Raw genomic sequence first — 23,004 nt, 5'->3', positions numbered from 1 at the left:
GGCGGGTTACAGCTCCCACCAACCGTCGCGGCCCTTGGGTCCTCCGCCGAACAGCAGGTCGACGAAGTCGGAGATGAGATCGGCGAAGAAGTGCACGGTCCGCCAGAAGAGGTCCGACAGGAAGGTGAAGAAGCGGGCGATGGGGTTCGGCTTGGGCTTGGGCTTGTCGATCGAATCCGTGGCGTCGACGCCATCGGTGGCATCGGAACCGTCGGTGAGGTCGAGGTTGTCGAGCACGCCGTCGACGGCGACATCGACGGCATCGACCACGTCCGTGGAATCCACCACATCGGTCAGATCCAGACTGTCGGCCACCCCATCGACCGTGTCCAGCACCCCATCCACGGCACTGTCCAGCACATCGCTCACACCATCGGAATCGACCGAATCCACCGTCGCATCGACTGTGTCCGCCACCCCATCGACGGCCACATCGACGGCGTCCAGCACATCGGTGGAATCCACCACATCGGTCAGATCCAGACTGTCCGCCACCCCATCGACCGTGTCCAGCACCCCGTCCACGGCACTGTCCAGCACATCGCTCACACCATCGGCATCCGAGGCGGAATCGCTGATGTCGAGGGTCGAATCCGCCGCATCCAGAACCGAATCCACCGTGTCGTCCACACCGTCGACCGCCGTGTCGACGGCGTCGGTGAGGTCGGTCAGATCCAGCGCGTCGGTGACATCGAGCGTCTCGTCGAGGCCGTCGACCGCCGTGTCCAGGGTGTCGGCGACACCGTCGACCGTGTCGTCCACGGTGTCGAGGACGCCGTCGACCAGATCACTGAGATCGAGGTTGCCGAGGTCCAGTCCGCCACCGCCGCCGAGATCCAGCAGCCCCTTGGTCCCCACCCGTGTTTTGGTCTCGGGTTCATCGCCTTTCGCCGACCCGTCCGAATCGTCCGACTCCCCCGAGCCTGCCGAACCGCCGTCACCGGGGTCACCCGCGGCGGCCCCGTCGGCGTCCTCGACGGACAGCAGTTCGATGGCCGGCACCTGGGGCGCCTGGTAATACGCCGTTACCGACAGCGCGAGCCCACCGGCACACAGGGCGGTCATCGTCCGCCGGAGCGGGGACGGCGCACCAGGTGATTCCGAGGCGGGTGACGAGGGAAGATCCTTCGTCCGCTGCAGCGAGTGCTTACCCATATCCGAACCCTTCTTGCGGTGCCGGCCGGCGCTGTCGCCTGATGGTGGGTCAATCTAGGGCCGCATTTTCAGCGTTGTCAATATTCGCTACGAAATTGCCTGCGCATACACTTCGATCCGCTGTTACCTTGATTTTTCAAAGTGTTATCTGCGGCGAGCACCGACAAAAGAGAAACGCGGCAAAAACACAGGCCACCGCCTTCGGAAACCGGAGCGCCGCCGTGAACACCGTCAACAGCCACTAAGCACCCTGCTTAGCTGAATAGCGCCACGAGAGGACAGTGCTAGCAATGGAATTAGCACACAATCGCGACGACTCGCAGTCGTTTGAGCCTTTTCGTCGTAACCCTGGTTATACGCAGGCCAGTAGTTTGCTACACAGTCGTCATGCCGTTCGGCCGCGGAAGTACGCGGCGACGAACGGTGCGAGGGCCAGCACGATCAGCATGCGCAGAATCTGCGCGGCCGCGACGAACGTGACGTCCGAACCGGTCGATGCAGCGGTGCCCATGACCGCGTAGATTCCGCCGGGCGTGGTGGCCAGGTACGCGTCCAGTGGCGTCGCGTCGGTGGTGAGCGTCAGGATCCAGCCCAGCCCCGCGCAGGCCGCGAGTGTCACCACGATCGTCAGCATGGCGGTGGGCACCATGCGACCGATCGATCGGAGGCTGCCGACGGTGAACTTCAACCCGACCTGCACGCCGATCGCCAGATAGCCCAGGCCCGCGATGACCGCCGGGACCTGCGCCCCGTCGAAGTACGGCACCAGCGTCAGCGGCGCGGCGACCAGGAGCGGACCCAACAGCGCCGGCGACGGCAGGCGCAGGAGCTTGCCCAGCACGACCCCGCCCCCGATCGCGAGCGCCACGAACGGCACGTCGACCCGCCAGTCCCCGCCGACGAGCGACAACGCACCCCCCTGATCCGAGGCGCCGAACACCGACGTCACCACCACCGGCATCGTCAGCAACACGATCAGCAGCCGCAGGTACTGCAGCGCCGCGATCACCCGCGAATCCGCGCCGAGGTCATCGGCCATGGCCGTCAGACCGATGGCTCCTCCGGCAATGGACGAGAACGCCGCCGTCGCCGGGGTGGCGCCTCGGCGAGTGAGCAGGCTGCCGACGACCACACTGACAAGCAGTGCGAAACAGGAGATTCCGAGGACGATCAGCCACCGGGCGCCCAGCCCGGCCAGAGTGCCCCAGTCGACGGCGGAACCCACGATCGCGCCCACCACGGCCTGCCCAGCCTTGAACCAGGAGCCCGGGAGCGCCAGCGGCGCCGCGGGCCGAGCCAGCGCGTACCCCAACGCCCCGACCAAACCGCCGAACAGCAGCGGCGTGGGCAGGGCGATCAGGACGAAACCCAGTGAGACCGCGGCCACCGCAGCGGCCAGGAGCAACCAGCGGCCTACCGCGGAAGCCACCGGGTGCGCTACTCCGCTACTGCGAACAAGTCTGCCGGACTGGCGATCTCATCCAGTCGCCGGGCCACGTCCCACAGACGTCGCGGATCGTCGATGCGCTGGGCGAGTGAGAGGACCTTGTCCCGCAACTGCGCCTCGGTCATCGGGGACTCGACACTGCCGCTGGCATGCTCGACGGTGACCTCGAGCTGCGTGCCATCGGACAGGTTCGCGGTCAGCCGGCAGGCGTCGGCGGGCATGTGCGGGTCGACGTCCACCGTCACCCGCGCACGCACCTGGCGGATCTGCGGATCGACCGCGCAGTCGTCACTGAACTCCGCAGGACCCCCGGCGCCGCGGACCAACCCGACCGCGAAGCAGTGGTACACCGAGAACTTGCTCGACAGCCCGTCGGTGGGGTCGGTCACGCCCATGACGTCGAGCACCCTGGGATGCACCTGCAGCGTCACTGATTCGAGCTGGTCGGCCGAAACACCCTGCTGGCGAAGGCGATTGCCCGCGTCGATGACGGGGTGGCTGACGATGCCGCAGCTGTACGGTTTGAGCGCGTTGCGTTCCACCGCCCAACTCGTGCCCAGGCTCTCCAGCGGGGTCCAGTCCGCGTCCGCCGCCATGAGCGCCGCCATCCCGCGACGGCCGGCCAACGGTTCGACCGGTCCGGTGAACCCCTGCTCGGCCAGCATCGCGGCCTCGACTCCGGTCGCCGCGGCGCGGCCCACCTGGAAGGACTTGGTCATCGAACCGAGCTGCTCGGTGTGCCCGGCCGCCTGGGTCGCCGCGATCGCGACGGCCGCCGCGGTGCGGGCGGCGTCCAGGCCGAGGACGCGGGCGGCCGCACACGCCGCGCCGACGGCGCCGACGGTCGACGTGACGTGCCAGCCCCGGTCGAACAGCGACGGCCACAGACAGTCACCGAGCCGCGAGGCCACCTCGACACCGGCCACCACCGCGGCCATGACCGTGGCACCGTCGGCACCCACGACTTCGGCGGCGGCCAGCGCCGCGGGCACGATGGGCGCGCCCGGGTGCAGGACGCAGGACAGATAGGTGTCGTCGAAGTCCTCGACGTGCGCGGTCAGCCCGTTGACCAGTGCCGCCCAGGGGGCGGTGAGCCGCTCACCACGACCGAGGACCGATGCGTCACCGCGTTGGCCGAGGTCGGCGGCGGCGGCCAGTACCGCATCGGCGGCGGGGGCATGCGCGGCACCCACCGACAGTCCGATCACGTTGGCCGCGGTGCGGCGGGTGGCGACCCGTGCCGATTCCGGGACATCGGACCAATTCAATTCGGCGACAAAGGAACTGATGCGAGCAGTGATGTCGGTGCTCATGCGAGGGAGGTGCCTTCCTGAGGTGTGGCAGTGTCGGCCAGGGCGGAGAACCAGCCGCGAGCAGTGGGGGCGTCGGCCACGGAACGCGCCGTGTCGACGATCTCCTTCTCCCGCCCTGGCAGGGTCCGCTCCACCAGGGCGAGGACCTTACGGTCGAGTTGATCGTCGGTCAGCGGCATCTCGAGGCTGCCGCGGGCGTTCTCCACCGCGCGCGTCTCGGTGCTGCCGTCGGCCAGGGTCGCGGTGAGATACGCTGCCGCGCGGGCGATTTCGGGATCCGGTAGCAGCCTGACCTTGGCCCGCATCGCGATGACCGGCGCCGACCGCACGTGGGCGTCGTCGTAGGAGGACAGGTCGACCGGGCCGTCGAGCACCCCGCACGCCACGCCGTGCACCGTGGAGAAGCGCGCGGCCAGACCGTCGGCGGGGTCGGGATTGCCGGTCAGTTCGACGACCAGCGGGTGGCACCGCACGTCGACCTGGACCACCTCGCGATCCCCCACCGCCTCGTGCAGCGCCTCGGCCGCCTCGATGGCGGGATGGCTGACGATACCGCAGGGGTACGGCTTGTAGGTGTTGTCCAGCAGCTCCCAGCGGTCACCCCAGCCGTCGAGCAGCTTGTCGACATCCAATTCCGGTGCCAGCACCCGGAAGTAGCCGCGCGGGCCGTCGAGCGCCGAACGCGACGCGGTCAGCCCGTGGGCGGCCACCGTCGCGGCGACCAGACCGTTGGCCGCGGCCTTCCCCGGATGCAGGGGTTTGTTCATGGTGCCGAAACCCTCGCGGTGGCCGATCGTCATGCTGGACGCGATACCGAGTGCGCGGCCGGTCGTCTCGGCGTCGAGCCCCCTCAGCATGGCCGCGGCCGTCGCCGCGCCCAGCGGCCCGACCGTGCCGGTGATGTGCCAGCCGGCGTCGTAGTGCGACGGCGACATGGCCACCGCGGCCCGCAGTTGCAACTCGATCCCGACGGCGAAGGCGCGCAGGAGTTCGTCGCCGCTGCGGTCCCGCAGCCAGCTGGCGCCGAGCGCGGCGCCCAGCGTCGCGGCGCCCGGGTGAACGACCGTCGCCAGGTGGGTGTCGTCGAAATCGTCGAGATGCGCGGCGAAGCCTGTGATCAGCGCCGCCGACGGTGCGTCGAAGGTGTCGGCACGTCCGGGCACCGGGACCTCGCCGGGCGCACCGGAGCGCCGCATACCCGCCGCCACGATGTCGGTCTCGGCGGTGGTCGCCGCTCCGATCGTGGTGCCCACCACGTTGAGCAGGCTGCGTACGGCCTCGTCGCGGACCGCGCCCTCGACCTTGCCGGCGACGGAAAGAGCCTGTCCTGCAAGTTCGGTCAGGTCGATCATGAAGCATCCTTCTGCGTTGTGGTGCCCTCGAACAGGGCAGCGATGTCGTCCCAACCCGCCGACAGCACGGTGTCGGTGCGGTCCCCCACACAGTCGCGCACCTTCTGCGCCAACTGATCCCGGGTGACGGGGCGGCCCGGGGCGCCGGGCGGGATGTCGATCTCACCGGTGTGGGTGGTGCCGTCGGTGGTCACCAGCGCGACCCGCACGACGTCTTCGAGCAGGCCATTGCCGCCGGGCGCCAGGTGGACGGTGACCGCACGGGTCAACCGCGCCACCTCCGGCCGGTGCACGGACGCGTCGGAGAAGCTGTCGAAGCCGGCGAACCCGTCGACCACGCCCACGGCCAGCGCATGTTCCAGGCAGAACTTGGCTTCCAGCCCGGACGTCGGCCGGTGGTGAACCAGCGGCTGCACCGCGGATTCGGTGAGCCAGATCTCGATCCGGTCGACGCCGGCCGGGTCGAGGTCGCGGGCGATCTCGGCGGCGCAGGCGATGGGCCGCTGCAGTGCGTAGCAGCACGGGTAGACCTTGACCGCGAGCCCGCCGGGCACCATCTCCGCCGCGTCGAGGGCGAGGTCGTAGGGCGGGACGGACACCAGGTCCAGCCACGCGTCGACGGCGCGCAGATCGGCGCTCGCACCGGCGGCCGCGAGCCGCGCCGCACGGATCCCGGCGTCCACCGCCAGCCCGACTTGAATGGCCTTGCCATCGCTGCCGAAGGCGCGTTGCACGCCGCCGGCACTGGACACCGCCAGTGCGATGGCCGTGGCGGTGCGTTCGGCGTCGAGGCCCATGGCGACGGCGGCGACGGTGGCCGCGGCCATCGGCGCGGTGGTCGACGTCGCGTGCCAGCCGCGCGAATAGTGATCCCACCCCAGTGCGGCGCCGAGCCGGGCCATCACGCCCGCACCCGCCAGATATGCCCGCGCGTCGCCACCGACCGCAGCGGCGGCCGGGACGCACACGGTGCTGATGTGGGTCGTCGACGGCAGATGCAGATCGTCGTAGTCGAGGACGTGCGCCTGCGCGGACCACCGTGCGGCCGGGGACAATCCGGCCACCAGCCGGGTCAGCGGATGGTCGGCGCCGGCCATCGCGACCGCCACCGTGTCGATCAACGCGATCTGCGCGAGCTCCACGTCGGCGGGCGTCGGGACGGCGTCCACCGCCCAGCGCGCCAGCGATTCGGCGGTGGTGCGCACCCCGGTCTCCATCTCGAGTGTCATGCCCGCGCCTCCGCCAGCACGTCTGCGGTGAGCATGCCGGTGACGGTGGTGATGTCCGGGCAACTCTCCAGTGACCACAACCGGTCCATCAGCTGCGCGGTGGCAGCCTCGCCCAGCACCGGCTCCATCAGATCGACCGCCTTGGCCGTCACCTCGTCGTCGGTCATCGGATCGTCCACCGTGCCGCGCACGGCGCCGACATAGCGGTGCCGGGTGCGGCCGTCGGCGAAGGTGACCGTCACGTCGGCGGTGCGGACCCCGGCCTTGTCCGGATCCGCGACCAGGTCGGTGCGGTCGCGCAACGCGGTGATCACCGGGTCGGTCATCCGGTCGTCGTCGTGGGCCATCGCGAACGTGAACGCCCGGTCCACGAGCGTGCCCGCCACCAGGTATTGACAGCAGATGTCGGGCATCGCGCGGTTGTCCACGACCCGACACAGGTCGTGCGGCAACACGATTCGGATGTCGGCCACCTCGGCGGGGTCGATCGGTTCGGCCTCGACGAGTTCGAGCATCGCCTGCACCGCCGCCTGCGCCGGTGACCCGACGGCGAACTTCTTGATGTTGGTGTGCATGATCTCGTAGCGGTCACCGAGGCCGTCGGACAGTTCGTCGCGCCGGACGTCGGCCGAGAGCGCGTCCAGGAAGTTCGGGACGCCGCTGAACACGTCGTCGACGCCGTCGCACCCGGAGGCCACCATCGCCGCCGCCCGCACACCGTTGGAGGCCGGCATACCCGCGAAGACGAAGGCCTTCTCCACGTGGTTGGGGTCGCGCACCCAACTGGTCACCCCCGAGGCGCTCTGCGCCGCATAGGACAACGCGTGCCGGGCCTGTTCCTCGCTGAACCCGTACACGGTGCTCGCCGCGGCGGCCGCGCCGAACAGCCCGCAGTAGGCGTGGGTGCTGCGGCCGCTGGATTCGGTGTTCAGGACCGGCTTTCCGAGGCTGAGCACCACCCGGGTGCCGACGTCGTAGCCGGCCGCCACCGCGCGCAGAACCTGTTCACCGCTGCTGCGGCGGAGGTCGCCGATCGCCAGCGCCGCCGGGACCACCGCGCATCCGGGGTGGCTGATGGAGCGCGCGTGCGAGTCGTCGGTCTCGTCGGCGTGGGCCGACATCCCGTTGGCCAGGGCCGCCTCGACCGGACTGGTGCGCCCACCCCCGATGAGCGCGCTGGGTCCCTCGGCACCGTCCCGAACGTAGGCGAGTCCCCGTATCCCGGGCGGCAATTGGGCCCCGGAGACCATCGCGGCGATCGTGTCGATCACATGGTGCTTGGTCTTGTGGGTCACCTCCGCGGGTAGTGGCCGGTCCGGGGCGGCACTCAGGTACTCCGCCAGGCGGCGGGTCTGGGCGCTGATCTCGGCAACCATGTTCGGTCCTTCCTGCTGTCGTCGATTCCGTGCTCTGGTGGTGGGGGCCTGTGTCACATGTAGGCGCCGCCGTTCACCGAGAGCACTTGTCCTGTCACGTATCCCGCGTCGTCGCCGCAGAGGTATGACACCGCACCCGCGACGTCGTCGACGGAGCCGATCCGTCCCACCGGATTGCCGGCGTCGCTCAGGTGCTGGTAGTGCTGGGCCGCGGTCGCGGCGTCACCCAGACCCGGTCGACGTTCGGTGTCGATGTGGCCGGGTGAGACGGCGTTGACGGTGACTCCGCTGCCACCCGCCTCGTGCGCGCACGCCTTGGTCAGTCCGATCAACCCCGCCTTGGCGGCGATCACCGGTGTCCGTCCGGCCGCACCGGACTGCCCCGACATCCCGGCGATGTTGACGATGCGCCCCCACCGGCGGTCGCGCATACCGGGCAGCACCGCCCTGGTGGTCAGGAACGCGCCGGTGAGCACGGTCGTCAACACCGCGTCCCAGTTGTCCAGCGTCATCGACTCGATCGGGCCGTGCGCCCGGATACCGGCGTTGTTGATCACGGCATCAACTGCGCCCCAGTGCTTTTCGACGTCGTCCACCAGCGCCTGGACGTCGGCTTCGTTCCCGATGTCGCCGGCGAACCACCGCACCGAGTCCGTGGCGCCGGATGCGCCCAACTCGCCCGCGGCGGCGGCGAGACTGTCGGCGTCCCGGCCGGTCAGGCAGACTCTCCACCCGTCGGCCAGGAGTCGTCGTCCGATCGCCAGACCGATGTTGCGACTGGCGCCGGTCACGATTGCGGCCCGCACAGGGGCTCCTTTCTAGCTTGTGGTCAGCTGTGTTGGTCGACGGGTTCGGCGGCGGCCAGGCGGTCCTTGCGGCGTTGCCGCACCCCCGAGAAGGCCAGGAACGCCAGCGCACCGACCAGCAGCGCCCACAGGATGTTGACCACGACCGATCCGAAGAAGTAGCCGGGTCCGTCGGCCAACTGCATGCTGCGCAGCAGGTACTCCTCCGCCAACGGCCCCAGGATGATGCCGAGGATCAGCGGGATCACCGGATAACCGTTGAGCCGCAACAGAAGTCCGATCACACCGAAGAACAGGGCGAGCCCCACGTCGAAGATCGAGTTGCGGATCGCGTAGACGCCGACCATCGACATGAACAACACCGTGGGCACCAGGAACGACAACGGCACCTTGGTCACCGAGGCCAGCGGGCCGGCCAGCAGCACGCCCAGTGGGAGGATCAGCACGCTCGCCGCGATCAGCGCCAGCGCCACCGCGTACACCTCGGCGCTGTTGCTCTGCAGCACGCGCGGTCCGGGCTGGATCCCCTGCAGGTAGAACGCGGCCAGCACCACGGCCATGGTCGCGCTGCCCGGGATGCCCAGGGTGAAGGTCGGAATGAGGCTCGAACTCGCGACCGCGTTGTCACAGGCCTCCGAGGCGATGATGCCCTTGTGGCTGCCCTTGCCGAACTCCTCGGGCGTCTTGGACCGGCGCTTCTCGAACGAGTAGCTGATGAAGTTCGCGACCGCGGCGCCCAGCCCCGGGATGATGCCGAGGATGATGCCGATGCCGCTCGAACGCGCCACCGCGCCCGGCTCCTTCAGGGTGGCCTTGACACCGTCGATCGCGTCGCGGGTCTCCTTGCGCAACCCGCCCGGCCGCATCTCCTGCTCCTTCTGACGCTTCTGCATCAGCGTGGAGCCGACGAGCATCAGCATCTCGCTGATCGCGAAGACCCCGATGAGCGCGGCCAGGAACGGGATCCCGTCGTAGAGCTGGATCTCGCCGAAGGTGAAGCGGGTCTCGGCGGTGCCGGGGCTGACGCCGACGACGGCGAGCAACAAGCCCAGCAGGCCGACCAGCAGGCCCTTGCGGGCGGACCCGCCCATCAGCGACGACGCCACCACCAGGCCGAGGACGATGATCGCGAACATCTCCCTGGCGCCGAATTTCAGCGACAGCGCCCCCAGCGGTTGCAGCAGGAACAGCACGACGAAACCACTGATCACCCCGCCGAGCACCGAGGCCATCCGCGCGATGCCGATCGCCAGCCCGGCCTGTCCCCGCTTCGCGAGCGGGTAACCGTCGAGCGCGGTGACCGCAGATCCGGCCTCGCCCGGCACGTTGAACAGGATCGCCGGGACGGCGCCGCCGAACTGGGCGCCGGCGTAGATGCTCACGATGAGCACCAGCGAATTCTCCAACGGCAGCGTGATCGCGAACGGCAGCAGCAGGGCGGCGGTGTTGGAGGTGCTCAGACCCGGCAGCACACCGACGACGAAGCCCACGGACACGCCGACCACCAGCCACATCAGCGGCGCCGGCTGCAGCAGCAGGTCGAGACCCGAAGTGATGTGGTCGAGCATCAGAAACCTCTGGCAAGGGGTAGGGGCACGCCGATGACGAGGGAGAACAGGACATACCCGAGCCCCACCAGGACCAGCGGATAACCGATCAGCACAAGCGGTTTGCGGCAACCCATGATCCACAGCCCGCCCAGCGTCAGCAGACCGGCGGCCGGGTAGAAGCCGATCGGCTTGACCAGCCAGATGCAGACCGCGACGAGGGCGACGAACGCGACCACACGCCAGGTCTTCAACCGGCCGTATTCGGCGTCGGGTTCGTCATCGGCGCGGTTTCGCATGTCCACCGCGAGGTTCCAGATCCCGGCGACGATCAGCAGGATCGCGAGCACCCGCGGGTACCCCTTGTCCGCGGGATTGAGGTCCACCGACATCATCAACGCGAGAATGCCTGCGACAAGGGCGATTCCGCCCGGCGCGGCGACGAGCGCCAGCCGTGCGCCCGCCCGCCCGGTGTCGTGTTCGCCAGTGGTCACGGGATCAGCCAGCGAATGCATTGGGATTCGCCTGGAGGAGCTGCTCGATCTCGGACTGCGACTGGGTGGCGAGCTCTTCGAGCTCGTCCGGGCTCAGGTAGGCCACCTTGGACTCCTCGCCCAGCTTGCTCAGGGTGGCGAGGTATTCCTCGTTCTCGACCGACGTCTTCAATGCGTCGACGAGCGCCTGGTACCGCTCGGGGTTCTTGTCCCGGCACTCCGCGGAGGCGAACACCACATAGTTGGAGGCGTTGGCCGGAAGGTCGACGCCCAGCGCATCGTTGATCGGCGGGGCGTTGTCGGTCACCTCGGGCCACTTGTTCTCGGGCTGGCTCACCGCGAGCACCCGGGTGTCGTCGGCGATCGAGAGGCTGTTGAAGACGCCGGCGTGCGTGGCGTCCACCTCGCCGCTGACCAGCGCGGTACGCGACGGGCCACCGCCGTCGTACCCGATGATGTTGAGGTCGATGCCGAGGTCGCGCTCCATCTGGAGCAGCGCGATGTAGTTGTTGCTCTGCAGATCCGAGACACTGATCTTGATGGCGCCGGGCCGAGCCTTGGCGTCGTCGACGAACGCCTTGATGTCTGGCCACTGGGAGTCTTTGCGCACGCGGATCACCCCGGGCTCGATGCTGATCCCGCCGACCGGCGCGAAGCTGGCGAGGTCGTAGTCGACGTCCTGGGTCATGTAGGAGAACATCAGGTGCGGCACACCGTGGGTGACGATGCTGGTGCAGTCGGCCCCGTTGGTGAGCATGGTCTGCGCGCCGATCGCGTAGCCCCCACCCTCCATGTTCTCCACGGTCGCCGTGGTGCCCAGCGCCTCGGTGAAGAACGGCTCCAATTGCCTTGTGGTGGTGTCGAACCCGCCGCCCGGCGCGCTGGAGACGACCCAGCGCAGCTTCGTGCCGCTGAAGTCGGAGCCCTCAGAATCCGATGCGCAGCCAGAAAGCGCCAAGGCGACCGCGGTGGTACCGACCAACATCGTGCGTGTGGTGTGACGTTTCATGCGTTTTCCCATCTTTTGTGATCTGGGTCAAACCCACCTTATGGCCGTACATTTGAAAGTCAAGTGGCGGGGGCTGTGAATTTCCGTCTTGTTTCTGCGTCTCACCAGGGGTTTTGTGCAGCCGAGGGTCACGACAATCGTGCGGCCATTCACGGCCGCCGAACCAGCAGAGCGTCACCACTGCCGCCTTTTTTCCCGCCTAGCGGGAAGATCTTCCGTACAGCGGGAAGCCTAGGGCCGGCATGTCACCTGTGTCAAACATCACGGGTGGGGCAAGCGGGCAGGGTGGGTCACCCGAAACGGGTCGGCGAGAACCCGAGTCCTGCGGAGATGTCGGCGGCGGCCTGCAGGATCGTCGGCAGCGTCCGGTGCATCCAGTCCTCGGTGACCCGGATCGCGGGTCCCGTCACGCTCATCGCCGCGACCACCGCCCCGGTGTAGTCGCGCAGCGGCACCGCGATGGAGCGGATGCCCGCCACGCGCTCCTCGAAGGAGAACGTGTAACCGCTGCGCCGGATCGATTCGATCTGCTCGGCGAGCTGGTCCCTGTCGACGACGGTGTTGGCGGTGATCCCCTCGAACGGACCCGCGAGCACGCGGGCGATCGTCTGGTCGTCGGCGAAGGCCAGCAGCACCCGGCTCGGGGCGCCCTGGTGCAGCGGGATCGGTTGTCCCCACTCGGTGTAGGTGCGGCGCAACGGTTGTGTGCTCTCCACCTGGTCGATCACGAACCGGCTGCCGTCCTTGTTCACATGCAGCCCAACCGTTTCCCCGGTGGCGTCGCGCAGCCGCGTCATCACCGGACGCGCGACCGCGGCGAGGTTGCCGGTGTCGTGCGCGGCGGCCGCCAGCTGCAGGATGCGCGGACCGAGCGCGTAGTTGGGGCCGACCTTGGTGACCAGCCCGTGCGCGCACAACGACGCCAGGACCCGGTGTGCGGTGCTGGTGCTCAGGCCGGTCGCCCGGGCGATGTCGCTGGCACCCAGACGCATTCGCCCCCTGGTGAAGACGTCGAGGACGGCGACAGCGCGGTCCACGGCGGCGATTCCGCTGTGGGGGGCGAACGTCGAGTCGTCGGTGCCGTCGTCGGCAGGCGGCATATGGAGCTTCCTCGGGATCAACTGCGCGCGCGGCGCAGGCTGGACCTGTAACTGTAGAGGGAGGTGACGAACCGTGACACCGCCAACTCCACGGCCTGCCCGGCCATCGTGCGGTAGATCCGGTCGATGCGCAGCATCGCCTCACCGGGTTCGCGGCCGGTCGCCGCGGCGACCCGCGCGTCGGCGGTGGCCACCGTGATGGTCTGGTCGGCCCCGCCGATCGGCTCGTGCAACAGCGGATCGATCAACCCGATGATCGTGCCCGTACCCCGCGCGCCCTGCTGCACTTCCGGGGCGTCGGCGACCAGCGCGCCGACCTCCGGGGGCAGGTAGACGTCGGTGACGCAGAACGGCACACCGAGGTGAAGACGGCGGAACGACACCGTCGCGATGACGTCGCTGGACAAGCCGAGGCGGCCCGCGGCCTCGATCTCCACCCGGCGCGCCAGCGGTGAAAGCACCTCCATCTCGGTGTCCACCGACAGGCTCATCAGATCCTCGACCGTGCCGAACCGGCGAAGGTACTGGGAACCACCCCGCGCCACGAAGGTCCCGCGGCCCGGGGTGCGCGTCACCAGACCGTCCGAGACGAGTTCCTGGTAGGCGCGACGCACGGTCTGGCGGCTCACGCCGTGCTGTTCGGCCAGTTCGGCCTCCGTCGGCAACCGCAGATCGGCGTCGCGGGAACGCAGCACCGACTGGCGCAGCGATTCCGCGATGCGCTGATAGGCCGGGCGGGTGTCCGGGTCTGCGGTCATCGGACGGCTGACCTCCCCTGCGCGTCGAACGATTGCCGATATGTACACATCACGGTAGACAAATGTCAATGTACGGGCATGGCGCTCGGAGCGCAGTGTCCAGCTGAGATCCGGTTCCGGTATCGGGCCGGGGGCCTGAATTTGTACGTACATTCGAGACCGCGGAGCCCGCGGATCCGACGCGACAACAGACTATATTCATTTCCGTGAAACCGACGGGCGCCGCCGACCGGAAACGCGCCGCGCCACTTCGGCTCAGCGACCTGGCCGCCGCCCACGTCCGCGAGCTCATCGTGTCCGGCCAGTTGAGCGCCGGGGAGTTCATCCGGCCCGAGACCGTGGCCGACGAGCTGGGGATCAGCGCGACACCGGCCCGCGAGGGGTTGCTCCTGCTCCAGAACGAGGGCTTCCTCACGATCGAACCCCGCCGCGGGTTCTCGGTGACGGCGCTGTCCAGCGAGGACATCCAGGACGTCTACACCGCACAGGCACTGCTCGGCGGGGAGCTGACCGCCCGCGCCGCCCGCCTGATGAGCCCGCAGACCGTCGACGAACTCGAGCGCATCCAGCAGGACCTCGAGCGCGCGGCCGCCGAGAAGGATTACGACGCGGTGGAACGGCTCAACCACCGGTTCCACGAGACCATTTACCGGCTGGCCGGCTCGCGCAAGATCCGCTGGCTGATCAAGGCGACACTGCCCTACGCGCCGCGCAAGTTCTTCTCCGCCGTGGAGGGGTGGCCGGAGGCCTCGGCGCAGGATCACCGCGCGATCATCGAGCGCCTGCGCGCCGGGGACGCCGAGGGCGCCAGGGCCGCGATGGCCGAACACGTCCAGCGGGCGGGCGCCCTGTTGGCCGAACACCTGGCCGCCAGCGGCACGCTCGGCTGAGCGCACCGCACGCCGGCTCAGCCCGCTGAGGCGGTCCGCAGGATGCGGCGGGCCCGTTCGACCACCGGGACGTCGATCATCTGACCGTTGACGGCGGCCGCCGACCCGTTGGACAGGTCGAACGATCGGATGACCTCGCGCGCCCATTCCACGTCGGCGTCCGTGGGCGCCGCCGCGGTGTGCACCGCGGCGATCTGCGCCGGGTGGATGCACAGCTTGGCGCCCATCCCCAGTCGCCGGGAATACTCGAAATCGGCGGTCACCGAACCGGTTTCGCGGAAGGCCGTGGTGACCCCGTCGATCGGTGCGGGCAGCCCCGCGGCGGCCGAAGCCAGCACCAGCATCGAACGGTGCAGCAGCAGCGCGTCGCGATCGTCGGGATCGACCCCGATCTGGTTGGCGAAATCGATGCTGCCGAACGCCATCCGGACCACGCCGGTGGCCCCGCACAGTTGCGCCAACGCCGCGAACGCGGCCGCCGTCTCGACGAGCGGAACCACCGGCACGACGGAGCCGACGCGGTCGATCTGCTCAGCGGACTCCGCCTTGGCCAGCATGACCGGCGGGCGGTGTTCGCGGATCAACTCGAGATCGTCTGCGTGCCAAGGGGTGTCGGCCGCGTTGATCCGGACCATCGCGGAATTCCCGGCGGCGAACCACCGCGCCAGGTGGTCCCGTGCGGCCGCCTTGTCGTGACCGGCCACCGCATCCTCGAGATCGAGGACGACGACATCCGGGCCGGCGGCCACGGCTTTGTCGAAGCGATCGGGGCGGTCACCCGGTACGAACAGCAGCGACCGGGCCGATCTGATCGCCTCGGTCTCGTCGCGGGCGCTCACGCGAACTCCGCCCGTGCGCTGGCGTGCACGGTCCCGGCACCGGAGACCACCGCGAGTTCGGCGGTGGCCCCGTCGGCTGCGGGGGTCCCCTGAGCGCGGATCGCGTCGCCGACGAACACCGGTCTGGCCAACCGGAAACTGAAGTCTCGCAGTGGTCGTGGGCTGTTGGTGCGGGCCAGTTCGGACATGTACAGCGCCAGCAGCGGACCGTGCACCACCAGCGCCGGGAAGCCCTCGACCCGGCTGGTGTACTCGGCGTCGTAGTGGATGCGGTGCGCGTTGGCGGTCAGCGCGCTGAACCGGAACAACAGCGCGGGATGGGTGGCGGGTTCGTGGGCCCACGGGGTGGAGCGGTCGGCCAACGGTTCGCTCACCGTGGTGAACGGTGTGCTCGACCCGCTGTCGCTGCGGTACACGAGGTCGTGTTCCTCGGTCATCGCCAGCCGACCGTCCTGGCTGAATTCGTGACGCACCGTGACGAACAGCAGTTCACCGGTCTTGCCGTGCTTGACGGCCGTGGAGAGCACCTCGGCGCGCCGGGTGGCCTCGCGTCCGAGCACCAGCGGGGCGTGCACCGTCAGCCTGCCACCGGCGAACATCCTGCGTCGGTCAGGAATCGGCGGGAGGAAGTGGCCGTTGCGCGGATGCCCGTCGGTGCCGAGCTCGGCGGTCGCCGGCCATTCGGTGAAGTAGACCCAGTGCCACATCACCGGCAGCTCGTCGCCGGCCTGAAACGTCATGTCGAGATCCAGGGTGGCCGCGAGCTCGGCGGCGCGACGCGTGCCGAGCACCTCGGTACTGCTCAGCGGCTGCGGTCGCCAGTCGTCGACGCAGAGCACGTCAGTCCCTCGATTCCGGATCGAGGCCGAGTTCGGCCAGTATCGCGGCGGTGTGGTCACCGAGTCCGGGCACCGGATCCATCCGCGGCTCGGCGCCCAGGTCGATCGGCGGAAGCAGCGCGCGCACAGGACCTTTGGCGGTCTCGACCGTGCGCCAACGGTCCCGCGCAGCCAGGACCGGGTGGTCGAGGAACTCGCTGACGGTGTTGACCCCGGCGAAGGCGATGCGGGCGGCGGCCAGTCGGGACTCCAGCTCCCCGGTCGATGTCTGCGCGAACACCTCGGTGACGACGGCATTGACGTCCGCCCGGTGCGCCACGCGCGACGTGTTCGAGGCGAACCGCGGATCATCGGCCACCTCGGGACGCTGCAACACGGTGCTGCAGAACCGAACCCACTCCGGTTCGTTCTGGATGGCGATCAGCACGGTGTGCCCGTCGGCGGCCTCGTAGGGTCCGTACGGCGCGATCGTCGCGTGCTGGGCGCCGAACCGGCCCGGCTGGCGCCCCGCCCCCGCGGTGAAATGCGCGGGCTGACCGACCCATTCGGCCAACGCCTCGAACAGCGACACCTCGATGGTGGCGCCCTCGCCGGTGGCTTCGCGGCGGTACAGCGCGGCCAGCGTGCCGCTGAAGGCGTACATGCCTGCGGCGATGTCGGCGATCGACACCCCGACCTTGGCGACCTCGTCGGGGGTTCCGGTCAACGACACCAGACCGGTCTCGCACTGCACCAGCAAATCGTAGGCCTTGCGGTCGGCCCACGGACCCGAGGCGCCCCACCCCGTCACCGAGACCACGATCTTGCGCGGATCCCGCGCGCGGATCTCCTCGGCCGACAACCCGAGCCGGGCGGCCGCACCCGGGCCCAGGTTCTGCACGATGACGTCGGCGCGTTCGGCCAACTCGTGCAGGATTTGGTGTCCGCCTTCGGATTTCACGTCGATCGCGATGGATTCCTTGGACCGGTTGAGCCAGACGAAGTAGCTCGACTCCCCGTTGACCGAATCGTCGTACTGGCGGGCGAAATCCCCGGACCCCGGCCGTTCCACCTTGATCACCCGCGCGCCCAGGTCGGCGAGCTGTCGGGTCGCAAACGGTGCGGCCACGGCGTGCTCGAGCGACAGCACCGTGACCCCGCTCAGCGGCAGCATGTCACTGATCCAGACCACCCCGCTTGACCAGCTGTTTGGCGATCACACCGCGCTGGATCTCGTTGGTGCCCTCACCGACGATCATCAGCGGGGCGTCCCGGAAGTACCGTTCGACGTCGTACTCGGTGGAGTATCCGTACCCGCCGTGTACCCGCACCGCATCCAACGCGATCTCCATCCCGACCTCGGAGGCGAACAGCTTCGCCATCCCGGCCTCCATGTCGCAACGGGCGCCGGAGTCGAACTTCTCTGCGGCACTGTGTAACAGCGCCCGCGCCGCCGACAGCTTGGTGCCCATGTCGGCGAGCATGTTGCCCACCGACTGGTGCTGCCAGATGGGCTTGCCGAAGCTCTCCCGCTCCTGGGCGTAGCGCAGCGCGTCCTCGAACGCCGCCCGCGCCACCCCGGTGGCGCGCGCCGCCACCTGCAGCCGCCCCACCTCCAGCCCCTTCATCATCTGAGCGAAGCCGCTGCCCTCGGCCGCACCCAGCAGCGCGTCCGCGGGTACCCGGCAGTCGGAGAAGTTCAGCTCACAGCTCTCCACACCCTTGTAGCCGAGCTTGGGCAGATCCTTCGAGACCGTGAAGCCGGGCACCTTCTCCACCAACAGGATCGAGACGCCCTTGTGCGCGGGTTGGGCGTCGGGGTCGGTCTTGCACAGCAGCGCCACCAATCCGGCGCGGCGGGCATTGGTGATCCAGGTCTTGCTGCCGTTGATCACGTACTCGTCGCCGTCGCGGCGGGCCACCGTGCGCATCGCCTGCAGATCGGAGCCGCCACCGGGTTCGGTCAGCGCCATCGTGGTGCGCAGTTCCCCGGTCGCCATCCGCGGCAGATAGCGTTGCTTCTGCTCGTCGGTGCCGAACATCATGATCAGCTTCGACACCACGGTATGGCCGCCCATCGCGCCGGCCAGGCTCATCCAGCCCCGGGCGAGTTCCTCGGTCACCGCGACGTAGCACGGCATCGACACCTGCCCGAACCCGTACGGCTCGGGGATGGCCAACCCGAAGATCCCGATCTCCTTCATCATCTCGATGAGTTCCTCGGGATAGGTGTTCGCATGTTCCAGGTCGCGCACCACGGGCTTGACCTGCTTCTCGACGAATTCGCGAACCGTCTCGACGAGCGCCTTCTCTTCCGCCGACAGCACCATGCCGCCACCTCCGATCTCAATAGAAAATATTCTATGGAGAAGCCTGGTGCGGATGCAACCACCCCGGCGCGGCGGGGGTCAGGGATCGCGGCGGTTGATGTCGACCGCGGCGACGGCGAAGACCACCGCGACCAGGCCCGTGAAGTACAGCAGTGCCCCGCGCGGACCCCACCACATCTCGAAGGTCTGCACCCACGGCACCTCGGTGAAGGTGTTGACGTTGGCGAAGGGCAGCAGTGGCCCGACGCGTGCGCCGACCTTCGGGATCGCGCCGAGCAGGGGTTCGACGACGAACGGCAGCAGCAGCAGGATCGCGACGACCCCGGCGGAGTGTCGCACGAGGACCCCGAGGGCGACGGCGAGGACGGCCCCGAGCGCGGCATACAGCGCGATCGCGCCGACGGTCCGCCACACCCCGAACCCGGTGAACGACAACTCCGCGACCTGGTCCGGGGTGCCGACCGCACGGACGGCCAGCACCGCCGCCACCACCATCACCGCCGCGCAGACACCGGAGAAAACCGCTGTCACAACGGCTTTGGCGCCGAGCACCCGGGTGCGCACCGGCATGGCCAGGAACGTGGTGCGGATGAGCCCGGTGCGGTATTCGCCGGTGACGGTCAGCGCCGCGAGCACCATCAGGACCGGAACCCCGAACGTGGCGACCCCGATCGCGATGCGTTCCGGCGCCAGCGGAGTGGTCGCGCTGCCGACCGACGCCTGGACCACCGCCAGCCCCAGGCTCAGCACCAGGACGGCGGGCACCGTCCACAGCGGGGCGCGGGTGGTGCGGAGTTTGATCTGCTCGGCGCGCAGCATCTACCGTTCCGTCCGGAAGTCGACGGCGTCGTCGGTGAGTGCCATGTACGCCTCCTCCAGCGATGCGCGCTGAATGCTCAACTCGTGCAGGGTGATCCCGTGGCCGGCCGCGAGCTCCCCCACCTGTTCTGTCGACGCCCCGGGTATCAGCAGGGCGGCGTCCTCGGTCGTCGCCTGCAGTCCGGCAGCGCTCAACGCGGTCCGTAACCGCTCGGGGTCCGGGGTGCGCACCCGCACGGTGTCCAGTCCGGCGCGCGCGACGAAATCGGCGACCGTGGTCGCGGCGAGCAATCGGCCGCGGCCGATCACCAGCAGCCGGTCGGCGGTCTGCGCCATCTCCGCGAGCAGGTGGCTCGACACGAACACCGTGCGTCCCTCGGCGGCCAGGTCCCGCATCAGCGTGCGGATCCACCGGATGCCCTCGGGGTCGAGCCCGTTGACCGGTTCGTCGAACATCAGCACCTGCGGGTCGCCGAGCAGTGCGGCCGCAATCCCGAGCCGCTGACTCATCCCCAGCGAGAACGCCCCCGCGGGTTTGTCCGCGACGTCGGCGAGCCCGACCATCCCGAGCACCTCGTCGACCCGTGCGGCGGGCAGCCTGTTGCTCGCGGCGATCCACCGCAGATGCGCACGCGCGGTGCGGCTGGGGTGGACGCCGCGGGCGTCGAGCAGTGCGCCCACGGTGCGCAACGGGTACCGGTGCTCGCGGTACGGCTTACCCAGCACCGCGGCACGGCCGGAGCTCGGCCGGTCCAGTCCGAGGATCATCCGCATCGTCGTGGACTTGCCGGCCCCGTTGGGGCCGAGGAACCCGGTCACGACGCCGGGCTCGACCGTGCACGTCAACTCGTCGACGGCTCGGACCCGGCCGAATGTCTTTGTCAGACCGGCCAACTCAATCATCGAGCGCCTCGACCACCAGATCGGCCACCGCGCGCATTCCCGCGGCGTTCGGGTGCAGCGGCGCCGGGCGGCCCGGCCACGGCAGCCCCGGTTTCGTCGTCCACGGCTCGGCGGACCAGGCGTGGTGGGCGCGGCTGGCCTCCGCCGCACGCACCCACTCGCACCCGGTGTCGGCGGCCGCCGCACCGGTCAGCCGCTCGAGTGTGTCGGCGATGCGCCGCCCCAGCGCCACGTCGACGTCCCTCAACGGCGCCGCCGCCGTACCGGACGGCGGCAGCAGCGTCAGATAGTCGACGAACAGCACCCGCGCCCGCGGCGACCGCGCGCGCACCTCCCGGCCGACCCGGCGCAGCGATTCCTCCACAGCCACCAGCGCCCGGTCGCGGGCGGTGCGGTCGAACAGGTCGCGCAGTGGGGGCAGCAGGCGGACGAACCGCGGCAGCCCGGCGGCCATCAGCATCGGCACGTAGCCGACGTCGTTGCCGCCGATCGTCACCGTCACCAGGGTCTCGGTGCCGTCGAGCGCCTCGATCTGCGGCGGCGTGCCGTGCTGCGGTTCGTCGAGGACGTTGGCGGTGGTCGCGCCGGAGTACGTGACGTCGGTCAGATCCAGCCCAACCCGTTCGGCCACCAGGTGCGGATAGTTGCGGGCGATCGGCCCGCTCGCGACGGCGCACCGCCGGCCGACGGCCGGATACCCGGTCCCGCCGCCATCGAGGAGCCCAGCGCCACATAGCGCGTCACAGCGCCGGACTCGAGGCGTTGGCCCAGAACCGCTTCGGGATCCGGCCGGCGTGACGGGCGAGGTGTCCCGCCGTGACCGCGGCGGCCATCGCGGCGGCCATCGCGGGCGGATCGGCCGCCCGGGTCACCGCGCTGGCGAGAAGGACGGCGTCGCAACCCAATTCCATGGCGAGCGCGGCGTCGCTGGCGGTGCCGATACCGGCGTCGAGGATCACCGGCACGTTCGCGGCGTCGACGATCATCTCGATGTGGTGCGGGTTCGCGATCCCCAGCCCGGTGCCGATCGGGGAACCCAGCGGCATCACCGCCGCGCAGCCGATGTCCTCGAGCCGCCGCGCCAGCACCGGATCGTCGTTGGTGTAGGGCAGCACAGTGAATCCGTCGTCGACGAGTTGTTCTGCGGCGCGGATCAATTCGACGGCATCGGGCAGCAATGTCCGGTCGTCGGCGATCACCTCGAGTTTGACCCAGTCGGTGCCGAGCGCCTCGCGGCCGAGCTGCGCGGTGAGCACGGCCTCGGCGGCCCCGCGGCAGCCCGCGGTGTTCGGCAGCGCGCTGATCCCGAGCCGGTGCAGCAGTTCCACCACCCCCGTTCCGGTTTCAGCGTCGACGCGGCGGATCGCGACCGTGGTCAGATCGGTGCCCGATGCGGTCAGGGCCTGCTCGAGGACCGTGAGGTTCGCCGCCCCGCCGGTGCCGAGGATCAGGCGGGATCCGAACTCACGCCCGGCGATGGTGAGTTTGGAGTCAGCCACCCTGCACCGCCGTCACCACCTCGACGCGCGCGCCGTCGCGCAGCGGGGTCTCCCACTCGCCCCGCGGCAGCACCGACCAGTCCACCGCGACGGCGATCCCCTTCTCCGGGAATCCCATTCGTTCGACGAGTTGTGCCACGGTGGTCGGTTCGTCGAGGCGGACCTCTTCGTTGTTGACCGTCACGTACATGTCTTGACTCCCGATAGTTCGGCGGCCACCCGCTCGGCGGTCCACGGCGCGAGCAGAAAACCGTTGCGGCCGTGCCCCGCGGCCACCAGTGTGCGCTCGTCGAGCCCTTCGACCAACGGCAGTCCGTCGGGTGTCATCGGCCGCAGACCGGCCGCGCACTCGGCGAACTCGTACTCGCCCAGCGCGGGCAGGATCGTGCAGGCGTCGTCGAGCAAATCCCGCACCCCGGACACCGTGGGCGCGGTGTCGCGGCCGTGTTCGTACTGGGTGGCGCCGACGACGACACCGTCGGCGCGCGGCACCAGGTAGACCTGCCTGCCGTGCACGCGAGCGCGGATCACCCGGCGAGGGACGGGCAGACAGCCGCGGCGCCAGCGCAACCGCAGCACCTCACCCTTGACGGGGCGGATGGGCAGGCCGGGCCACAGCGCCGGCGCGTCGATCCCGTTGGCGATGACCCGCACGTCGGCGTCGTCGACCTCGTCGAGCGCGGTCACCGGCGGCGCCCACCGCACCCCGAGGCGCACACAGTGCGCCTCCAGCGCGTCGACGAGGGCGCGGTTGTCCACGGCAAGTTCGGTGTCGGCGACGAACCCGTGCCGGATGCCTTGGGCCAGAAGGGGTTCGACGTCGCGCGCGGCGGTGGTCAGGGTGACCGGGTGCCCCTGGGCGGCCAGCCATTCGCCGACGGTGCGCAGGTCAGCGGCGTCGGCGCGGTCGACCGCCACCACCAGCGACTCGCGGGCGGTCACCACGTCGGCGGGCAGCCCGTCGAGGAATCCGTCGTGCCACAGCCGCAGCGAATCCATGCCGATGCGCAGCAGTTCGTGCTCGCCGGGCCACCCCTCGCTGTGCGGGGCGAGCATCCCGCCGGCCACCCAGGACGCCCCCTTCTCGGGGCTGCGGTGCACACGCACCGACCACCCGGCCAGCGCGGCACGGCGCGCGACCGACAGTCCGATGACACCGCCGCCGATGACGGCCAGGTCCGAATTCATGTGCACCTCCCTTCGCCGGCATGACCCGGATCAGGTTCGACGGTAAGGGCCGGACGCGTGCCCACTCTCAGCCCCGCTCCCGGGACTCCCGTGTCGGCCACCCACCCTACCGGCACCCCCTACCCCAACCAA

22 protein-coding genes, 1 pseudogene and 1 riboswitch are annotated in these 23,004 nt (G+C 69.6%); of the genes and pseudogenes, 1 reads left to right on the top strand and 22 read right to left on the bottom strand.

Annotated features, from left to right (window positions below; all coding sequences use genetic code 11):
• Positions 1-6: 6 nt before the first annotated feature.
• From AU194_RS32040 to AU194_RS28335, 12 genes are all read right to left on the bottom strand, one after another.
• A complete protein-coding gene (locus tag AU194_RS32040) occupies positions 7-1,065 on the bottom strand; it encodes a hypothetical protein (protein ID WP_059092582.1) in 1,059 nt (352 codons plus the stop codon).
• Between the two features lie 475 nt (positions 1,066-1,540).
• Entirely contained in the window at positions 1,541-2,584 is a 1,044-nt protein-coding gene (locus AU194_RS28385) for an AbrB family transcriptional regulator (RefSeq protein WP_059092581.1), read from the bottom strand.
• Between the two features lie 8 nt (positions 2,585-2,592).
• Positions 2,593-3,915, bottom strand: coding sequence for an MmgE/PrpD family protein (locus AU194_RS28380; protein WP_059092580.1), 1,323 nt, complete (start codon positions 3,913-3,915; stop codon positions 2,593-2,595).
• Entirely contained in the window at positions 3,912-5,267 is a 1,356-nt protein-coding gene (locus tag AU194_RS28375) for an MmgE/PrpD family protein (protein WP_059092579.1), read from the bottom strand. Before AU194_RS28375 ends, AU194_RS28380 begins: the two co-directional genes overlap by 4 nt.
• Positions 5,264-6,496 carry an MmgE/PrpD family protein gene (locus AU194_RS28370; protein ID WP_059092578.1) on the bottom strand — a complete coding sequence of 411 codons (1,233 nt, stop codon included), beginning with the start codon at positions 6,494-6,496 and terminating at the stop codon, positions 5,264-5,266. The genes AU194_RS28375 and AU194_RS28370 overlap by 4 nt, the downstream gene beginning before the upstream one ends.
• Positions 6,493-7,872: an MmgE/PrpD family protein gene (locus tag AU194_RS28365; protein ID WP_059092577.1), complete on the bottom strand. Its 1,380-nt coding sequence runs from the start codon at positions 7,870-7,872 to the stop codon at positions 6,493-6,495. Before AU194_RS28365 ends, AU194_RS28370 begins: the two co-directional genes overlap by 4 nt.
• A 53-nt stretch (positions 7,873-7,925) precedes the next feature.
• Positions 7,926-8,678 (bottom strand): SDR family NAD(P)-dependent oxidoreductase, encoded by a 753-nt coding sequence (locus AU194_RS28360; RefSeq protein WP_059092576.1) that lies wholly within the window; start codon positions 8,676-8,678, stop codon positions 7,926-7,928.
• A 23-nt stretch (positions 8,679-8,701) separates the two neighbouring features.
• On the bottom strand, positions 8,702-10,246 hold the full coding sequence (locus AU194_RS28355; RefSeq protein WP_059092575.1) for a tripartite tricarboxylate transporter permease: 1,545 nt from the start codon (positions 10,244-10,246) through the stop codon (positions 8,702-8,704).
• Entirely contained in the window at positions 10,246-10,719 is a 474-nt protein-coding gene (locus AU194_RS28350) for a tripartite tricarboxylate transporter TctB family protein (protein ID WP_197417770.1), read from the bottom strand. Before AU194_RS28350 ends, AU194_RS28355 begins: the two co-directional genes overlap by 1 nt.
• Before the next feature lie 4 nt (positions 10,720-10,723).
• Positions 10,724-11,704, bottom strand: coding sequence for a tripartite tricarboxylate transporter substrate binding protein (locus tag AU194_RS28345; protein ID WP_197417769.1), 981 nt, complete (start codon positions 11,702-11,704; stop codon positions 10,724-10,726).
• A 314-nt stretch (positions 11,705-12,018) separates the two neighbouring features.
• A complete protein-coding gene (locus AU194_RS28340) occupies positions 12,019-12,828 on the bottom strand; it encodes an IclR family transcriptional regulator (protein ID WP_059092572.1) in 810 nt (269 codons plus the stop codon).
• A 17-nt stretch (positions 12,829-12,845) separates the two neighbouring features.
• Positions 12,846-13,586 carry a GntR family transcriptional regulator gene (locus AU194_RS28335; RefSeq protein ID WP_059092571.1) on the bottom strand — a complete coding sequence of 247 codons (741 nt, stop codon included), beginning with the start codon at positions 13,584-13,586 and terminating at the stop codon, positions 12,846-12,848.
• Positions 13,587-13,792: 206 nt separating this feature from the next.
• On the opposite strand from AU194_RS28335, the gene AU194_RS28330 reads away from it, so the two are divergent.
• On the top strand, positions 13,793-14,476 hold the full coding sequence (locus AU194_RS28330) for a GntR family transcriptional regulator (protein ID WP_059092570.1): 684 nt from the start codon (positions 13,793-13,795) through the stop codon (positions 14,474-14,476).
• Between the two features lie 17 nt (positions 14,477-14,493).
• Here the strand turns inward: AU194_RS28330 and AU194_RS28325 are convergent, their stop codons facing one another.
• From AU194_RS28325 to thiO, 10 genes and pseudogenes are all read right to left on the bottom strand, one after another.
• Positions 14,494-15,315 (bottom strand): CoA ester lyase, encoded by an 822-nt coding sequence (locus tag AU194_RS28325; protein WP_059092569.1) that lies wholly within the window; start codon positions 15,313-15,315, stop codon positions 14,494-14,496.
• Positions 15,312-16,154, bottom strand: a complete 843-nt coding sequence (locus AU194_RS28320) for a MaoC family dehydratase N-terminal domain-containing protein (RefSeq protein ID WP_059092568.1) — start codon at positions 16,152-16,154, stop codon at positions 15,312-15,314. Before AU194_RS28320 ends, AU194_RS28325 begins: the two co-directional genes overlap by 4 nt.
• A 1-nt stretch (position 16,155) precedes the next feature.
• Positions 16,156-17,307, bottom strand: coding sequence for a CaiB/BaiF CoA-transferase family protein (locus tag AU194_RS28315; protein WP_157576574.1), 1,152 nt, complete (start codon positions 17,305-17,307; stop codon positions 16,156-16,158).
• A 1-nt stretch (position 17,308) separates the two neighbouring features.
• The gene (locus AU194_RS28310; protein ID WP_059092567.1) at positions 17,309-18,463 is read right to left on the bottom strand and encodes an acyl-CoA dehydrogenase family protein; all 1,155 of its coding nucleotides are present in this window, start codon (positions 18,461-18,463) and stop codon (positions 17,309-17,311) included.
• A gap of 78 nt (positions 18,464-18,541) precedes the next feature.
• A complete protein-coding gene (locus AU194_RS28305) occupies positions 18,542-19,282 on the bottom strand; it encodes an ABC transporter permease (RefSeq protein WP_059092566.1) in 741 nt (246 codons plus the stop codon).
• Positions 19,283-20,185 (bottom strand): ABC transporter ATP-binding protein, encoded by a 903-nt coding sequence (locus AU194_RS28300; protein ID WP_059092565.1) that lies wholly within the window; start codon positions 20,183-20,185, stop codon positions 19,283-19,285.
• Positions 20,178-20,929, bottom strand: a pseudogene (locus tag AU194_RS28295) (SGNH/GDSL hydrolase family protein). Before AU194_RS28295 ends, AU194_RS28300 begins: the two are co-directional and overlap by 8 nt.
• Positions 20,926-21,684 carry a thiazole synthase gene (locus AU194_RS28290; protein WP_059092564.1) on the bottom strand — a complete coding sequence of 253 codons (759 nt, stop codon included), beginning with the start codon at positions 21,682-21,684 and terminating at the stop codon, positions 20,926-20,928. The pseudogene AU194_RS28295 and the gene AU194_RS28290 overlap by 4 nt, the downstream one beginning before the upstream one ends.
• Positions 21,677-21,874: a sulfur carrier protein ThiS gene (thiS, locus tag AU194_RS28285; protein WP_059092563.1), complete on the bottom strand. Its 198-nt coding sequence runs from the start codon at positions 21,872-21,874 to the stop codon at positions 21,677-21,679. The genes AU194_RS28290 and thiS overlap by 8 nt, the downstream gene beginning before the upstream one ends.
• A complete protein-coding gene (gene thiO, locus AU194_RS28280; protein ID WP_059092617.1) occupies positions 21,865-22,872 on the bottom strand; it encodes a glycine oxidase ThiO in 1,008 nt (335 codons plus the stop codon). The genes thiS and thiO overlap by 10 nt, the downstream gene beginning before the upstream one ends.
• Positions 22,863-22,974, bottom strand: a riboswitch (TPP riboswitch). (Overlaps the previous gene by 10 nt.)
• Positions 22,975-23,004 lie beyond the last annotated feature (30 nt).

The sequence above is a fragment of the Mycobacterium sp. GA-2829 genome (genome assembly GCF_001499965.1).
Classification (GTDB): Bacteria; Actinomycetota; Actinomycetes; order Mycobacteriales; family Mycobacteriaceae; genus Mycobacterium.
Note: the sequence above shows the minus strand (reverse complement) of the source record. Positions and strands in the feature narration are given on the sequence as shown.

Excerpts from the sequence above, each read along its gene's own strand:
- AU194_RS28340 (WP_059092572.1), bottom strand. The coding sequence starts at position 12,828 with ATGCCGCCTGCCGACGACGGCACCGACGACTCGACGTTCGCCCCCCAC.
- AU194_RS28375 (WP_059092579.1), bottom strand. The coding sequence starts at position 5,267 with ATGATCGACCTGACCGAACTTGCAGGACAGGCTCTTTCCGTCGCCGGC.
- AU194_RS28365 (WP_059092577.1), bottom strand. The coding sequence starts at position 7,872 with ATGGTTGCCGAGATCAGCGCCCAGACCCGCCGCCTGGCGGAGTACCTG.
- thiS (WP_059092563.1), bottom strand. The coding sequence starts at position 21,874 with ATGTACGTGACGGTCAACAACGAAGAGGTCCGCCTCGACGAACCGACC.
- AU194_RS32040 (WP_059092582.1), bottom strand. The coding sequence starts at position 1,065 with ATGACCGCCCTGTGTGCCGGTGGGCTCGCGCTGTCGGTAACGGCGTAT.
- AU194_RS28345 (WP_197417769.1), bottom strand. The coding sequence starts at position 11,704 with ATGTTGGTCGGTACCACCGCGGTCGCCTTGGCGCTTTCTGGCTGCGCA.
- AU194_RS28310 (WP_059092567.1), bottom strand. The coding sequence starts at position 18,463 with ATGGTGCTGTCGGCGGAAGAGAAGGCGCTCGTCGAGACGGTTCGCGAA.
- AU194_RS28300 (WP_059092565.1), bottom strand. The coding sequence starts at position 20,185 with ATGATTGAGTTGGCCGGTCTGACAAAGACATTCGGCCGGGTCCGAGCC.
- AU194_RS28315 (WP_157576574.1), bottom strand. The coding sequence starts at position 17,307 with ATGCTGCCGCTGAGCGGGGTCACGGTGCTGTCGCTCGAGCACGCCGTG.
- thiO (WP_059092617.1), bottom strand. The coding sequence starts at position 22,872 with ATGAATTCGGACCTGGCCGTCATCGGCGGCGGTGTCATCGGACTGTCG.
- AU194_RS28370 (WP_059092578.1), bottom strand. The coding sequence starts at position 6,496 with ATGACACTCGAGATGGAGACCGGGGTGCGCACCACCGCCGAATCGCTG.
- AU194_RS28305 (WP_059092566.1), bottom strand. The coding sequence starts at position 19,282 with ATGCTGCGCGCCGAGCAGATCAAACTCCGCACCACCCGCGCCCCGCTG.
- AU194_RS28335 (WP_059092571.1), bottom strand. The coding sequence starts at position 13,586 with ATGACCGCAGACCCGGACACCCGCCCGGCCTATCAGCGCATCGCGGAA.
- AU194_RS28355 (WP_059092575.1), bottom strand. The coding sequence starts at position 10,246 with ATGCTCGACCACATCACTTCGGGTCTCGACCTGCTGCTGCAGCCGGCG.
- AU194_RS28380 (WP_059092580.1), bottom strand. The coding sequence starts at position 3,915 with ATGAGCACCGACATCACTGCTCGCATCAGTTCCTTTGTCGCCGAATTG.